Source organism: Marinilactibacillus sp. GCM10026970, assembly GCF_042660675.1.
GTDB lineage: Bacteria > Bacillota > Bacilli > Lactobacillales > Carnobacteriaceae_A > Marinilactibacillus.
Genome location: NZ_JBHSUL010000003.1, coordinates 83,047 through 99,099 on the forward strand (window position 1 = coordinate 83,047; position 16,053 = coordinate 99,099).

Below are 16,053 nucleotides of genomic sequence, written 5' to 3' on the forward strand. Positions count from 1 at the left end.
CAAAGGAAAAGCCCGAGCTGATTTGTACTTGTGTACGATCCAACTCGGGCTTTTATTTATGCTTTTTTTAAATCCCATTTACTAATTTGAACAGTTGTATCGCCACTAAATTCAATGCTATTTAACTGACTTGTCGGATACACTCTAGTCGTTAGCACATATTCTCCATCATTTAGGAAAATTTCAAGAGACGATGTATCTAAAAACAAATGAATACTGGTCAATTTAGATAATTCGATCGTTCTTTTTGAACGCCCAAATCCAGAAGCGCCTAGACTTAGTGTGAAAACTTCCCCAGTATATTCTAGGGTAGTGTCTTGAGAAAGATTTATTTTTAAAGCTTTTGTTGGTTGTTCAACCTCAATGATCATTTCGTAGGTATCACTTGTTTCCTCTAAAACTTCAACTACTTCTTTTAATTCAACACCCCTACTTTGCACTTCTTTTCGAAGTACTTGATATTCGGGTAGAGGTCTTTGCTTCAGTTTTCCATCTTCAATTGTGAGTTCTCTCGGAAGGGTCATAGCGTGTTGCCAGCCTCTTTCGATTGTCGGATTTGAATAATCAGGCTCAATATCTGGAAGCCCCATCCATCCCCAGAGAATTCTACGTCCTTGCTCATCCAAAAAAGTTTGCGGTGCGTAAAAATCAAACCCTCTATCTAATTCTACAAACTCAGCTGTCGGTTCGAACTTCAAAGTATCCCAATCTGTTCGTCCAATAATTGAACCAGACTGATAGACATTTTCAAATTCATGTCCTGACTGCTCTACACCTTGGGGAGACATCAGTAAAATATCTTGTCCATTGAGTTCGAAGAAATCTGGGCATTCCCACATATACCCTAAATCAGGTCTTTTTTCCAAAAGATTTCCTTTATACTCCCAAATAGACAGATCCTTCGATGCGTATAGCAAAATGGCACCTTTATCTTCACTTGTACGGCCACCGAGAACCATATAGAATAAACCATCTTTTTCAAGAATTTTAGGATCTCTTATGTGTTGCGTGAATCCATCTGGGTATTCACTGGAATCAATTACCACTTCTCGGCTATCAATGTGGAAGCCATCTTGACTTGTCATATGAACGGTATTATGTTCTCTACCGCTGGTAATATAGTCGTGTGTTCCAGAATGCTTTACATTTCCAGTATAAAAGAAATGGGTTACGCCATCTTTTTCAAATGCACTACCTGAGTAAACCCCATCTTTGTCGAAGGTCTGATCAGGATACAAAAAGATTTCTTCTTCTTTGAAATGCACAAGATCTGTAGATGTCTTATGCCCCCAATATTTCACTCCACCTTTTGGGTCTAACGGAGAGTATTGATAGTATAGATGGTACAATCCATCTTTTTGATAGACACCATTGGGATCATTGAGCCATCCAGTAGGTGGCTGCTGATGAAAATGAAGTCTCCATGGATCCGTTGCTACTTTTTCAACCAGATTCGGTTGCTTTGCTTTTATCTCTTTTTGTAGGGTTTCTTTTATATGATTCATTTGTCCATCCTTTTTGACTTATTTAACTTTTTGCATCTTACTTTGCATTTAATTCTGCTTGTACTGGTCGACTTTGAACTTTAACCAATACAAATCCTACAGCAAATGAAACAGCAATCACGAGTAGATATTGCAATATGCTACTCATACTATTTGTATACAGTAACAGTCCTGGGATAAAAGTGATGCCCATACCTGTCGCAGAAAGACCTAAAAGAGAAGTTACGAGTCCTCCAGCTGCTCCTCCGACCATACCAGAACCAAATACGCGCATGGATCTCAAGCTTACACCGAATAGGAGTGGTTCAGTGATTCCAAATAAGGTAGATGCACTTGCACTCAAGGCATTGGAGCGTTTCAATTTGCTGCTCATCAGTAAGGCCGCGCTCACTGCTGCTCCGAATTGTCCAGCCATACTAGCAGTTCCAAGTGTGTTCAATACATTTGTCCCACCATCATTCAATAAACTGATTTCGATAATACTGATGGAGTGGTGAAGACCTGTAATGGTAATCACTTGCTGGAAGCCAGCATAAATAATATACCCGATTCCAAATGGTGCTTCTATTAGATAAATAATACTATTGATTACCCCAGATTCAGCAATCTGAACAATCGGTCCTAGTAGAAACAGCATAACTGCAATCGTGATTGTAATTGTCAAAAACGGTGTAACAATCAAGTCCATCATTTGTGGTACAAAACTTCTGAACAAACGCTCTAGTCTAGAAATCATCCAACCAGCTAAGATTGCTGGAATAACAGATCCTTGATAGCCGATAATATCAATCCCTAACAAGGTCAACGGCTCCGCTTCTCCCCCGGCTACTGCATAAGCATTCGGTAATTGCGGGGCAACTAACATTAACCCTACTACAATCCCTAAAATCGGATTTCCACCGAATTTACGCGTTGCACTAAAAGCGATCAGTACCGGTAAGAACGCAAAAGCTGTATCTGTCAACATTTGGAACATCGTTAACCAGTCCGGACTCATTTCAACGCCTAGTTCGAGAATAAAGCCCCTAATCCCCATCAATAAACCAGTCGTAACAAGCACCGGAATCAAAGGAACTAGAATATCTGCCAATGTACGCACAACTTTTTGTAAAGGACTTAGATTCTGATAAACATCATCTTTAAATCCTCCAGAAGAGTTTTCAGAAGATTTGTCTCCTAACCTCTGTTCCATTTCACTATAAACAGCATTCACTTTTCCTGTCCCGAATATAAACTGGTGTTGACCGGTATTAAAAAAGTATCCCTTGCTCTCTGGAACCTCATCTACTTTATCTTTATTTAATTTACTGTCATCTTTTAGAATAATTCGAAGTCTCGTTGCACAATGTTCAAAATTTCGAATATTGTCTTCTCCACCCACAACTTCAATTAACTTATCAATCGTCTCGTCATATTTCATTTCTCATTCCCCTTTTCTTTTTGGCAACCGGTTCCATTAATAGATAAATAAAAAAGTGCTGAATGCTAAAAGTTTTTTGAAGAGAATCAGAACCGGTTCCTTTTATTTGAGTCTATCATATCAGGAACCGGTTTCTTTTGCAAGCGAAAAAAAGAAAGCCCTTTTCTTTAGGCTTTCTTTCTTGTTTTAGTTGAATGTTTAACCACTAATTCGTTTTGCAGTAACGTTTCGTAAGGGATTTCCGTTCCATTAATCAGTTCCGTTAAATAGTCTACTGCTTGGATACCCATATCTTTATAAGGGTAACTCATTGTCGTAATACTTGGTTGAACATAATCGGTTTCTTCGTATCCACCAAATCCACTGATAGAAAAGTCTTCCGGAACAGCATAATCCAATTCTATGGCTGCTTTCAGTACAGCAATTGCAATATTGTCCGTTGCACAGACAATATAGGAAGCACTGGTATTAGGAAGAACTTTAAGGGCATCTTGATAGGCGACTGGTTTGGAGAAGCTTGTTTCGATGATCTCAACAGATGTCTCCTCTTCTCCTTTAAGACTATCCATAAATCCTTGTTTTCTCTCTAAGCCTACTGCCTTATCTTGTTCTGATACACCAAAAAACAAGAACGATTTATGCCCTAATTCAACCGCGTAACGACCAATCTTTTGTCCCGCTTCATAGTCTGCATAAGCGATGGAATGAATCGATTCCGCTCTTTGTCCCAGTACAAGAAAAGGTAGATTGGCTTCTTGGATAAGTGATTGGTGGCTATCCGTAATTTCTCTGGCAAGCAATATAATTCCTTCTACTCTTTGTTTAACGAGCGTTTGGATGTTGCCTAATTCTCTATTTCTATCTTGATTCGCATTTGTAATGATCAGCTCGTATCCATTTTCTCTAGCCTTTTCATCGATACCGTTCAACACTTCATTAGTAGAAGCAGAATTCAGACGCGGAATGATGACGCCAATCATATTCGTTTTGTTTGCTTTCAAACTTCTTGCAAATGTATTTGGTGTGTAGCCTGTCTCTTTCACAATCTCATCTAGTTTCGTTCGAGTCTTCTGGCTAACGGATCCATTATTCAAATACCTAGATACCGTGCTTTTAGCTACCCCTGCTCTTTGAGCGATATCTTTGATGGTGACCACTGATTTCACTACTTTCTAAAAAGGATTAGGATTGAAGTTTCCATTCAAAACTGGCACTACAGTTCGCTACGCCTTCAGTTCTAATCTTGTGCGCAGTAATGGTCTTGTCCTTTGTTTTTTCAATACTGACGAGACTTTGAATCATCTGATTTTCATGTACTTCTTTATCATATTTCACATTGGCATAAACCAATTTGTGTTCAGTTAAAAACGCGCCACCTAAAGTGTTTAAAGTCCAATCCAGGTATTTTGAATTGTTTACATGCTGATTGGTATCAATATCAAAATATCTGACGTGGAAAGGTTGTGAACGAGCCGTTTCTTCATCCAATTCCGTAGGTTTCGGGTTTCTTTTCACTTTTTTAGTGAACTCCGCTTCGTAAGGAGCCACAATTTCTTCTGGAAGTCTGGCCATTTTACGCTTCTCAAGATCAAACAAAGCAAATGTCGAATGTATTTTGATTAGTTCTGTTCCTGCTTCGTCTCGGACGATAAAATCTCGATAACAAAACAACTTGTTATATTCTGTCGCGTAAGTTTCGATTTCTATTTTTTCTTTGTTTTCTGGAAATTTAGTGATATGGAATTCATATTGTAAAATAATCCACGAATACCCCTTCTCCTCCATCACTTTTTCTCCCAGACCAAGCTGATCCGATTGTTCTCCTGAAACTTCTAATATCAGATTGATAAGCATAGGGAGTGTGAGTGTATGCGTCCGATCGCACATATAATAACTAATTTCTTTTGTATTACGATATCTTTTTGCTACCATGGATTTTTCCTACTTTCATTTAGTTCTACGTTAATGATTTTAGCACAGATTGTTCTGTACATTGTATCATTTAAAAAGTTATCCGCTTACAATTGCCTGCACTTTCTAAATATGAGAAAATTGGGGTAAAATTTTTAAAAATATAACCTTAATTATGAAAATATATTGAATTTTCTCTTCTATTTGTATTAAAATCTATAGAGTAACGATATCATTTTAGCTTTTACGTTTATTTAGATATTGCTTACAATCAACTAAGGAGGATTTAAATTTATGAGTGATTCTGAAAAGAACACAAATAAAGGTTTGCTTGGCATGGTTGAGCGTGTAGGAAATAAATTACCTCACCCCGTTGTCATTTTCATTATTTTTGCTGTTGGTATTATATTTATTTCAGAAATTTCGGTTCGTCTAGGCTTAAGCGCGCCAATGATCAATGCGGAAACTGGAGAACCTGGTGTTGTTGAAGCAATCTCTTTAATGAACAAAGAGGGTATTGCCTATATTTTCAACAATGCGGTTTCCAACTTCACAGGATTTGCACCATTAGGTACAGTTCTGGTAGCAATGCTTGGTGTTGGGGTTGCAGAATGGACTGGATTAATTTCTTCTGCTTTGAAGAAATTGTTAAGTAATGTGCCTACATGGTTACTGACTGCCATGGTCGTCTTTGCCGGTATTATTTCAAATATCGCTTCCGATGCCGGTTATGTAGTGGTTGTTCCACTAGGTGCCATTATGTTTGCTGCTGCTGGCCGACATCCAATCGCTGGTTTAGCTGCTGCTTTTGCCGGTGTATCCGCAGGTTTCTCTGCCAATCTGATCTTTGGACCAACAGATGCTTTACTTGCAGGAATTACAAACGATGCACTAACATCTGCTAATATTGACTATTCAGTTGAAACAACTGGTAACTGGTACTTTATCTTTGTTTCTACATTTGTATTAACTGGGGTCGGGGCTTTCGTTACCGACAAATTCGTCGAACCTCGACTGGGTGTCTACGATGGAGATTATAAACCTACACAAGAACCTTTATCGTCACAAGAAAACAAAGGTCTCATTTATGCTCTGATCACGCTACTTGCTTTTCTAGCTGTTATGGCCTTTCTCATGGTCCCACAAGACGCTGCGCTTAGAGCACTAGACGCAAACGGTGATATGACTTTAAGTACCTTCTTATCTTCTGGTTTGCTATTTATGATTTTCCTACTATTTGTTCTTCCTGGTCTAGCTTACGGAATCACAATTGGTAAGATCAAGTCTTCTCATGATTTTGTAAAAGGTATGTCTGAATCTATGAGCTCAATGGGTGGATACTTAGTATTAGCCTTCTTTGCTGCTCAATTTATCAATTACTTTGCTTATACAAATCTTGGTTCAATCATTGCTAGTAACGGAGCGAACTTGTTAGAAAATATCGGATTTGTTGGTTTACCACTGATTCTAGCCTTTATCTTGTTCACTGCATTTATCAATCTTTTCATGGGATCTGCAAGTGCCAAATGGGCCATCATGGCGCCAATTTTTGCACCTATGATGTTCAACTTGAATATTGCACCTGAAATGACTTTGATGGCTTACCGTATTGCGGATTCTTCCACAAACGTTGTTTCTCCATTGATGAGTTATTTCGCTATGATCTTGGTATTTGCTCAGAGATACGACAAGAAAAGTGGCCTGGGAACGATCATTTCAACAATGATTTACTATACCATCGCTTTCTTGATTGCATGGTCAGTTTTACTTGTTATCTGGTATGTATTCGGACTTCCTTTAGGACCAGGGGCACCAGCAACACTGTAAAAGCGTAAAATTAAATCCCCTTTTAAATCAACACTTCCGTTGATTTAAAGGGGATTTTTTTAGTTTACAATTTTTTTAGTTTGTTTTGCTTTCAAATGATAAATCAATCCAAAGATCTGTAAACTGAGGATGGGCATTAAGGCAACTAATGCAATCATACCAAATCCATCAATCAAGACACTCGCGTGTGGAATAGCTTCCGCAGCTCCTTGTATAAAGGCTAGTATAAAGGTCGCCGTCATTGGACCTGAAGCAACGCCTCCTGCATCAAATGCCATACCCACAAATCTCTTCGGAACGATATAGCTCATTGAAATGGCTAATATATATCCGGGTAGTAGGATATGCCAAAGTTCTAAATCAAATATAACCAGTCTCATAGCAGAAAGTAAGATAGCTAATCCTACACCAATAGACAAGGTCGAGAGTACCGCTACTGGTTTGATGGCCCCAGAAGTTACGGTGCCAATTTGTTTAGTTAGAACGCTTACTGCTGGCTCTGCTAGGATTGATAAGAAGCCAAGCGAAAAACCTAATATAAATAGTAGACCGTAAGACTCCTGAGCAGCTAAAGTATATCCAATTAAGCTTCCTACACTCATAAATCCAGCATTCACACCTGAAAGAAATAATACAAGTCCAATAAACACATATAATAGACCAATCAAAATTCTATTTAATTTTCTTTTAGGCAATCTAAGCCAAAATATTTGGTATAGACCGAAGAGAATGATAATAGGTAATATCGCGATGATCACTTCTCCAACTTGATTGAAAATCTCTCTGATCAAATCAAGGAAAAAGCCATTTTCCGTTCCCATTACGATATCCAAGGAACCGGATAATTGTTCTGTAGGTGAAAAGACATTAACGACCATAACTGATAGGATGGCACCCGTGGAGGCAATCGCTACTAGTCCAAAACTATCCTCTCCTGAGTTTTTACTGCTTTTTTTCAAGGAAGCAATCCCAGTTGATAAGGCGAGTAAAAAAGGCACGGTTATAGAACCGGTTGTTGCTCCAGAAGCATCGAAGGATATCGATAGAAACTCCGTTGAGGTAAAGAATGAAAGTAACAAGATTATCCCGTAGGCGATTGTGAGTATAGGAATGATAGATAAACTATAAACAATTCTGAGTAATCCAACAACCACCATTACAGCTATGCCGAGGGAGACTACAATAACGATAAAGGAACTGGTGATATCTCCGCCTGTTACGAGTCCTATCTGATTACCTAGTACCGTTAAACTTGGCTCTGCAGATGAGATAAAGAAGCCGAGCAGCAGGCCGACAATAATAACTACAACGATTTTATTGGACCTTGCTATACCTTTCCCCATATGAGATCCTATAGGTTCGAGTGCAATATCAATCCCCATAAGAAAGATTGCAAGTCCAATAACAATGATGATTGCACCGAACAGAAAGCCTATCAGAGAGCTCGTCGGTAATGGAACAAATAGGAAGTGGATAATCAACACTAAAACAACGATGGGTGTAACAGCGCGAATAACTTCTAAGAATTTTTCTTTAAGAATATTCACTTAAATAAAGACCTCCTTTCGTTTTAATTAATTAAGTCCTATGGTTTCATTTAAGTCTGTGACGAATAAGATCCCTTTATTGGGTTCTTCGATATGCAGCTTTTCACTGATTGTATCGATGATTTCTTGAGATTTTGATTTCTCAGCAATAATCAAGATGATTTCTTTTTCTGGAACAATATCCATATGGAAGACAGTTCTGGATTCTGCGTTACCTGCACCTCTTGCCTGAATGATCGTCCCTCCTTGAGCCCCCGCATCTTGAGCATACTCCATTACATCTTCCGCTTCTCCTTTATTTACAATTACATAAATAGCTTGATGCATATTTTTAGTCTCCTCATTAAAATCAGTTAGTTTTTCTTCAATATTCTCGTGTATCCCCAAAACATCGCTTAAAGATACTCTGAATCCAATTCCGTTACTTTTTTTCTTCATGACCTTAGCTTTCGCGATATGCTTCAATGCACGAGATGCTTTAGTCTCAGAGGTCACCATCAGTACAATTTCCCGTTTGATGGAATTCAGTCCTAAGGCTTTTAAAAGACCTTTCCCAGAGGTTCCTTCCCCATAGAAAATCGTACCACCTTCTACGCCTGCTTCGTTCGCTAGCTTAATAATATGATCGCCTTCATTCGGCATTGTGATACAGACAATCAATTCCATAGCTGTTTCATATTCATTGTGCATCTAGCCCTCTCCTTTTCACTTATCGTTACGATTGAACCTTTAGGAACTTTCAAAGTCAGTTTGCTGTTCATACTTAAATCGCCTTTTTTCTCTTAAAAATACCCTTGCTTAAAAGTATTTTTCGAACGTGTTTCTTCATATTAAATGTTTTCCTTATCAAGTATACCATATTATAACTCTTCATGATAATATCCTCTCTACTATGCAGATTGAAAAAAACTCGTTACTAGCTTAAAAAGCTTTTTCCACTTTGATTTGAAGTAGAAAAGCTTTTTGTCGTTAACTTTTATCGATTTGTTCCATCAACTGTTTTTTTGATTTCAGTAACTCTTGAAATTGGTTTTCAAGTTCTGTTGTTGATTCGATACTTAGTTGGCTTAAGACAGTTACGATTTCGTTCTCTAGGCGTATTCTTTCTTCTTCAAATGCATCTGGTCCTATCTGATCTTTTGATTGTCTATAGTCGTCATACTTACCTTCAAACACTTTAAGAGTCTTGTCTTCAATGATTAACACTCTCTCTGCTAAGTTATGCATAAACCGACGGTCATGAGACACGAATAAAATACTCCCCTTGTACTCTGCCAGTAAAACTTCTAGCGCTTCAATTGCCTGCGTATCTAAAAAATTTGTTGGTTCATCTAGTATTAAGGTATTGTAATCTCCAACAATCAACTTGGCTAGCGCTACTTTGACGCGCTCTCCACCACTCAGTACGTGTATTGGTTTATGGACATCATCATTTTTGAATAGTAATTGCGCTAAAACGATTCGAATCAGAGTTTCTGTCTGTAACGAACCTTCTTTAACGTTCTCTAAAATGGTCTTCTGTTCCTTGAGTACACTAAGATTTTGAGCAAAATAACCAAGCTTCATCGCTTCTGATCGTTTAATACCTTCTGCTTCTGATAGAATACTTTTTAATAACGTTGTCTTTCCACTACCATTCGTTCCCACAATGGCAACTTTTTCTCCACCTTTAATAAAGAAACTTGTCGGTTTAAATAAAACCTTTTGAGGAAACGCCAATCCAAAGTCGTTTGCCCGTATAATTTTTTTGTTTACGAATCCTCTAGCATTGGTTAACTTCATCTTGATGATTTCCTGTTCTTCTGGTCTCTCTACTGTTTCCAGTTGTTCAATTCTTTTTTCCATAGACTTCGCAGATTTATAGAATTTCTGTGCCTTTTTTCTGAAATAAAAATGGCTAGATTCATCTGTTATACGGTCCGCTTTATCTTTTTTGCTTTCTAAAGCTTCTGTTAACTGTTTTTCCTTTTTCTTATAGGCGTCGTAAGACACTTGTTGACGTTGAAGTTCACTTTGTTTCAATGCTTCATATTCTGAATAGTTCCCGGTATACTCCGAGATTTTTTCGTGATTGAGCTCCCAAATTTTAGTACAAGTATGATCAAGAAAGTCACGATCATGCGAAATGATGATATAGGCACCTTTATAAGCCTTGATTTGTTTTTCTAACCACTCCACATGTTCAATATCGAGATGTGTCGTAGGTTCATCTGCAAAGAGCACGCCGGACGCTTCATTCAGACTCTTAACAATCGCAGTAGCTGTGATTTCCCCTCCACTTTTTGTCCCGATTGATTCTTTTAATTGCGGAATAAATGAGATTTCCTGATTGCGTTTAACCGTACCCGTGTCCGGTTGGAGCGTTCCTTTTAAAATATTTAGTAAGGTTGTTTTCCCACTACCGTTTTTTCCGACTAAACCTATTTTATCTCCTGGTTCTACTTTCAAGTTTTCTATATTAAATAATGTTCTATCTTTAACCGAGTATGTGATTTGATTTAATTCTATCCAAGACATGCTGATTTCGCCCTTTCTCTTATCCATTCGTTTTCGTCATTAGGATTTAAGAAACATGAAAAAAACCTCCTATTCCACTGTTTCGGAATGGGAGGTTTGAATTTGTGATAGAGATCTATAAGACCAAAAACACTCAATTGTTTTTAGTCTGGTCCTCTGTATGCACAATCGCCTGATCCCATTCCATCTAATAAAGACATAGCTAAATAGAGTTCTAAAAGAACCTATTTTTGTCTTATTGATTTGTTATAGGATTAGTTACGCATTGGCCCAGAATACACCTCGATCTTTTTTAAGATGTGTATAGGATACCTTACCATTATTTTATTGTCAACGATTTCAAGTCGTTTACTCGAAATGAACGACTCTATACCAGCTATTTTGGTTATCTATATAGTTTTCAGTATCAAATCCACTTATTGCATACCCTATAAAAGAAATACATAAACCAATAACCATAAATGCAACACTTAGTTTCGTTAAAAAAGTTTTCCCGATTTTCATAGACTTAATGCACCCCTTTGACGAAATACTTTTTCTTTAAAGTAATTTGTTGTTTTCTGACTGTATCTAACGAACCGCTTACTAATACTTATTGTTATTAATGTAATCAATAAGCCTGCTCCAAATAGCATCAAACCAATTCCAAGCTGCGTCAATCCTATATGAAATCCATCCATTAAAGCTAGTGGACTTAAGATTGCACTCGCCAATCCACCCGCGATTCCTGCGAAGGCAAGGGCTCCAGTCATAACTGGAATACACCAAATCACAACATAAAAGCTAAATACCAGTAAGACACCTGCCAACCCCAGTGATCCCCAAAGCGGAAATCCTAAAATCAATAGAATCACAAGATATGGACTAAACTTTTTAGATACTGGTAAATCCCATTCAAGAGGTGTACCTTTAACCGACTCAATAATTTGTTCAGGTGTGTCTAGTTGACTGACTGCTTGCTCTTCTGTCATTCCTTCTTCCATAAGATCAAGGATCATTTCATCATAATAATCCACTAATTCTCGAACTTCTTCTGGCCTCATAATGTAAGATAACTGGCTGCTCAATGTTTTAATAAATTCAATTCTATTCATCTTCTACACTCCTTTTAATATATTCATGTATCGCTTGAACTTTCTCCCAAGAATCTAAGAATCCCTGAATACTTTTGAGTCCTTCTGGCTGAATCTGATAGTATTTTCTCAGTCGCCCGTTATATGCATTGGAATAGGTAGTTACCTTCCCCTGACTTTCTAACCTTTTTAAAATAGGATATAGCGTGGACTCGGTGATTGGTAAATGAGAAGAAACAGTCTTTACAATTTCGTATCCGTAGGAATCTCCATAATTCAAATTTGCTAAAATGTAATATTCAATTAACCCTTTTTTTAACTGCGTGTCCAACTCGACACCTCCTTATACGCAATACTATATATTACATAGTATGAAATTACAAGCTTTATATCTTTATTTTTTCTATGCCTTTATTCTATTTCATTATGTGATACAATTTGTGAGCATATTAAAATAGAGGAGGTTGGGAAATGATTTCTAAAAAGAATCGTAGATTACTACAGTTATTGGGATTTGTCATAGGTATATCTTTTGGATTGTGGCGTCCGCAACAAGTTCAGATGATGTTGCCGCTGCTTGGAATCACTGTTGGTATCGGGTACTTTTTTCTATCAAGAGTCTCCATGGAAAATAAAACGGACCTAACCGAAATCAAATGGTTTGTTCCTATTCAAATGATTATGTATTTTGTAATTGGTGGGGCAATTGGTTCTTCCGTTCATTTATATATAGCATTCTTCTAAAAAAGAGACACGTTAAATGTTTTGAACATTTTAACGTGCCTCTTTTAATTTAAACAATAAAGTTGATTCAATAATCTTACTGCATCATAGCGAGAGCGCCCATTGGGTCCCAAGGCTCAAGTTCGGTAACAGGTTCTTCTAGTGCTTTCAACCATTGTTCCTCTACATATTTTTTGCTGACAGTGATTTGGTAATTGTATTCATCGAACCATTGATCGCTCATTGAATAAATTCCTTTATCTCCTGAAGTATCTCCCCAGCTATTTTCTACTTTCCACTTGATTGGTGACCCGTCTTCATCTAGATCGACTCCAACGAATACCATTGCATGTGTTAATAAACTTTCTCCGTAATCCAATCTCTGGGCTTTCGTTAATTCAACGGTTTCTCCTAGTGTTGCCTCGTAATCGTAAGCATGGTGATCCATAATCCCTGCTTTACGATCTAACATTTTGCCGACATCGCAACCAAACCAAATAGGTTCTCCATCTTTGATGGCTGCAACAGCAGCTTTTTTAAGGACATCAATCGGTACATTAATATAAGTGACTGGCTTCGCTTCTTTTACAGTCCCAAGATATTTGACCGTATAGGCTTTTCCGTAAGGTTTATCTTCAGTAGGAGCGTTGATCAGACTAACTCTGTCGTTCAAATCCCATTCAACATACTCTTTGAAAAAGTCTTGAGGTGTAATGTCTTTAATGCGGTGGAAGTCATTTTGGTTGTCTCTATATTCATAAGTAAACGTTTCTGGTACTTCTCCAAGTGTTTTCACTAGTAAATTGTAAACAAAATAAAGCGATGTCTCTTTTATTTCCAATAATTCTTCAATCGATGCGCCTGATTTATGTGCTTCACGTATTTTAGCAGCAAATTCTCTCAATTTCGCTGTTAAAAGTGTATTCAATTCTCTTGTGTTTGAAGAATGATAAGTTTCGGGCATAACAGCTTTTGGAACAGCACCGTATTTTTCAAGAAGTCCAGAAAACATATCCCATTGTCCACCATCTTGTATAGGATCAAATAATAAATGTTGAACGAGTCTAGAGTTTAATGGCTCATCAACTGTATCTATAATATTTTCCAATAGATAATTAGATTTTTCAAGTTTATCCCAGAACAACGTATAGTTTTGTGAAAATTCGAAAGTTTTCACATCTAGTTTTTTCATAGTATCTACTCGAGCTGTGTTTAAAGCCGCAAACATCCAGCAGCGTCCACTAGATTTCTGATTTGTAATTTCACCGCGGGTTGTTTCATTTGAGAAAACAAAAGAATGTCTTCTAAGCATGTTATTATCGATAGAAGCATCCGCAATCCCTACTTTTGCAATAGCCTGCTTGACCGCATGGTTGGCAGGTTCTGCGTCAAATTTTTCCTTGTAAGCTGTTAACAGCTTTTCATTGATTGTCATCTGAGTATCCCCTTTTAAATAGAATTGTTCTTATCATACCGAAGAGTGCTTCCAAGAACAAGGTTCTACATAAAGAAAAACTAGTTTGCCTTGGATAGACAAACTAGCTCGATTTCGTTTATTGTGGGGGAAATATGATTCCACCAATGATTGGACTACCCGAACCGTTTAAAATAATGATTGAAGATCCATCTTCTGTAGCCAGTGTCCCTTCAGCCTCCGGTAGAAGCGATAACCCTTCTAATTCAAAGGTTTGATTCACTGCCCCGCCTTCTGAAGCTTCAAGATCTGGTAATTCAAACTCTTGGAAATCATCTCCAGCATCTTCAAAGCTTGGCGGTGTTGCCTCACCTCTACTATGAATTTGAATACTTAATTCTGCTGCCGATACGTCTTCTAAATTCAATGTAAGCATCACACTGCCATCACTTTCGTCAAAAATCGCATTACCTGCTCTTTGAGAATCTCCATTATAAAGATCCACATCTAAGGCTGCCATCTGTTCATCTGTACCCGTAGCATCCGTTTCTTCAGTTGACTCTTCCGTCACATCCCGATCTGCTCCAGGCGCAATTTCAGGAGCTGATTGATTTGAACAAGCCATCATGAACAAGCTGAGCATGATAATAAAAAAGCCTTTCAATCCTTTTTTCATATTCAACTCTCCTATCTATTTAACTTATTTAAGGTTATTGTAACAACACTTTGTGAGAATAACGATTCTAACGCATTATAACTTCGATGTCTGCTTTGATTCATGTTAAAATAAACAATACCAAATCATAAGGATGTTGATGAACAATGGATTATGGAAGTTATCGTTTTACCCGTGCAGAAATCAACCTCGATCATATCGCTTACAACTATACTCAAATGAAAAGTCTATTGGATACTCAAACTAAATTTATGGCTGTTGTAAAAGCCGATGCGTATGGTCATGGAGCCGTTGAAGTCGGCAAAAAATTAGAAGAACTTGGTACAGATTATCTTGCAGTAGCTGTACTAGATGAAGCACTTGAATTAAGAGAAGCTGGCGTTAAGGTTCCAATTTTAATGTTTGGCCCTGTCGAAGAACAAACCATTGCGACCGCCATTGTAAATGATATTACCATGACTGTTTTCACTGAATCTGTTGCTGAACAAGTGCGTAGAACTGCTGAAAATCTTCGGAAAGTCGCGACCGTTCATCTAAAAGTAGATTCAGGGATGTCTCGTATTGGTGTGCGTTCTAATCAAGAAGCTTTGAAAGTTATGCATACTATGAAGTCAGAATTTGTTCTGTTTGACGGTATTTTCACACACTTTGCCGACGCTGAAAATCTGGAAGATCCTTCTTTTACAAAAGCTCAATTTAAAACCTTTATGGCTATCGTTTCTTTTTTGGAAGAAAATGATATCAAATTTAATCTTAAACATTGCTGCAACACCGCTGCGACTTTATCCTACCCTGAGTTTCACCTGGACATGATCCGAACAGGTATCTCTGTTTATGGATACCATCCTGACAAAAGTATGGAAAGTACCATTGATTTGAAACCCATTATGAAGTTAACAACTCACGCTGCTTTTATCAAAACAATTTCTAAGGGAGATACGGTGGGATATGGACGTACCTACACTGCTGAAAGTAAGCGTACAATCGCTACGATTTTGTTAGGCTACGCTGATGGTATTCCAAGACAATTGTCTAACCGCTGGTATCTAACGACTAACGGAGAAAAAGCACCGATCGTCGGTAGAATTTGTATGGATCAAATTATGCTCGATGTAACAGATATTGATTCTATATCAGAAGAAGATGAGATCGTCTTTTTCGGAGATCCATCCGCTGATTATCCTTCACTTTATACTATGGCCGAATTGACCGATAGTTTTCATTATGAACTCTTATGTGGAATTGGTAAAAGAATCCCTCGAGTTTATATGGAAAATGATAAAGTTGTCGTTAAATCCAATACACTACTTGATTAATAAAAAAAGCTGAGAACCTTATTGCGCCGACCCCCAGAAGTTAGACCTAAAATCTAACTTCTGGGGGTCTTTTTTAATGGCAAAATATAGTTTTGAATTTAAACATAAGATCGTAAAGGCGTAT

15 protein-coding genes are annotated in these 16,053 nt (G+C 37.6%); 3 read left to right on the top strand and 12 right to left on the bottom strand.

Going from position 1 to position 16,053, the window contains the following annotated elements; genetic code table 11:
• Positions 1-56: 56 nt before the first annotated feature.
• The 4 genes from ACFP65_RS01885 to ACFP65_RS01900 all read right to left on the bottom strand — a co-directional run bounded on the left by ACFP65_RS01885 (position 57) and on the right by ACFP65_RS01900 (position 4,857).
• Positions 57-1,505, bottom strand: a complete 1,449-nt coding sequence (locus ACFP65_RS01885) for a glycoside hydrolase family 32 protein (RefSeq protein ID WP_379915387.1) — start codon at positions 1,503-1,505, stop codon at positions 57-59.
• A 37-nt stretch (positions 1,506-1,542) separates the two neighbouring features.
• Complete coding sequence (locus ACFP65_RS01890; protein WP_379915389.1) at positions 1,543-2,925, bottom strand: PTS transporter subunit EIIC; 1,383 nt, start codon at positions 2,923-2,925, stop codon at positions 1,543-1,545.
• 167 nt (positions 2,926-3,092) lie between these two features.
• Positions 3,093-4,082 (bottom strand): LacI family DNA-binding transcriptional regulator, encoded by a 990-nt coding sequence (locus tag ACFP65_RS01895; RefSeq protein ID WP_379915391.1) that lies wholly within the window; start codon positions 4,080-4,082, stop codon positions 3,093-3,095.
• Between the two features lie 25 nt (positions 4,083-4,107).
• Positions 4,108-4,857 (bottom strand): acyl-[acyl-carrier-protein] thioesterase, encoded by a 750-nt coding sequence (locus ACFP65_RS01900; RefSeq protein WP_379915393.1) that lies wholly within the window; start codon positions 4,855-4,857, stop codon positions 4,108-4,110.
• 273 nt (positions 4,858-5,130) lie between these two features.
• On the opposite strand from ACFP65_RS01900, the gene ACFP65_RS01905 reads away from it, so the two are divergent.
• On the top strand, positions 5,131-6,663 hold the full coding sequence (locus tag ACFP65_RS01905; protein WP_379915395.1) for an AbgT family transporter: 1,533 nt from the start codon (positions 5,131-5,133) through the stop codon (positions 6,661-6,663).
• A gap of 59 nt (positions 6,664-6,722) precedes the next feature.
• Here the strand turns inward: ACFP65_RS01905 and ACFP65_RS01910 are convergent, their stop codons facing one another.
• From ACFP65_RS01910 to ACFP65_RS01935, 6 genes are all read right to left on the bottom strand, one after another.
• On the bottom strand, positions 6,723-8,210 hold the full coding sequence (locus ACFP65_RS01910; RefSeq protein WP_379915397.1) for a DUF1538 domain-containing protein: 1,488 nt from the start codon (positions 8,208-8,210) through the stop codon (positions 6,723-6,725).
• 27 nt (positions 8,211-8,237) lie between these two features.
• Positions 8,238-8,900, bottom strand: a complete 663-nt coding sequence (locus tag ACFP65_RS01915; protein ID WP_379915399.1) for a P-II family nitrogen regulator — start codon at positions 8,898-8,900, stop codon at positions 8,238-8,240.
• A 279-nt stretch (positions 8,901-9,179) separates the two neighbouring features.
• A complete protein-coding gene (abc-f, locus tag ACFP65_RS01920) occupies positions 9,180-10,727 on the bottom strand; it encodes a ribosomal protection-like ABC-F family protein (protein ID WP_379915424.1) in 1,548 nt (515 codons plus the stop codon).
• A gap of 348 nt (positions 10,728-11,075) precedes the next feature.
• Complete coding sequence (locus tag ACFP65_RS01925; protein ID WP_379915401.1) at positions 11,076-11,231, bottom strand: hypothetical protein; 156 nt, start codon at positions 11,229-11,231, stop codon at positions 11,076-11,078.
• Complete coding sequence (locus tag ACFP65_RS01930; RefSeq protein ID WP_379915403.1) at positions 11,228-11,821, bottom strand: DUF1700 domain-containing protein; 594 nt, start codon at positions 11,819-11,821, stop codon at positions 11,228-11,230. The genes ACFP65_RS01925 and ACFP65_RS01930 overlap by 4 nt, the downstream gene beginning before the upstream one ends.
• Entirely contained in the window at positions 11,814-12,131 is a 318-nt protein-coding gene (locus ACFP65_RS01935; RefSeq protein ID WP_379915405.1) for a PadR family transcriptional regulator, read from the bottom strand. The genes ACFP65_RS01930 and ACFP65_RS01935 overlap by 8 nt, the downstream gene beginning before the upstream one ends.
• 140 nt (positions 12,132-12,271) lie before the next feature.
• Here ACFP65_RS01935 and ACFP65_RS01940 point away from each other — a divergent pair, with 140 nt between their 5' ends.
• Complete coding sequence (locus ACFP65_RS01940) at positions 12,272-12,544, top strand: hypothetical protein (protein ID WP_379915407.1); 273 nt, start codon at positions 12,272-12,274, stop codon at positions 12,542-12,544.
• 76 nt (positions 12,545-12,620) lie between these two features.
• On the opposite strand, the gene ACFP65_RS01945 is transcribed toward ACFP65_RS01940, so the two are convergent.
• Positions 12,621-13,958, bottom strand: a complete 1,338-nt coding sequence (locus tag ACFP65_RS01945) for an aminopeptidase C (RefSeq protein WP_379915409.1) — start codon at positions 13,956-13,958, stop codon at positions 12,621-12,623.
• Positions 13,959-14,076: 118 nt separating this feature from the next.
• Positions 14,077-14,613, bottom strand: coding sequence for a hypothetical protein (locus tag ACFP65_RS01950; protein WP_379915411.1), 537 nt, complete (start codon positions 14,611-14,613; stop codon positions 14,077-14,079).
• 146 nt (positions 14,614-14,759) lie between these two features.
• On the opposite strand from ACFP65_RS01950, the gene alr reads away from it, so the two are divergent.
• On the top strand, positions 14,760-15,929 hold the full coding sequence (alr, locus tag ACFP65_RS01955; protein WP_379915413.1) for an alanine racemase: 1,170 nt from the start codon (positions 14,760-14,762) through the stop codon (positions 15,927-15,929).
• Positions 15,930-16,053: the final 124 nt, after the last annotated feature.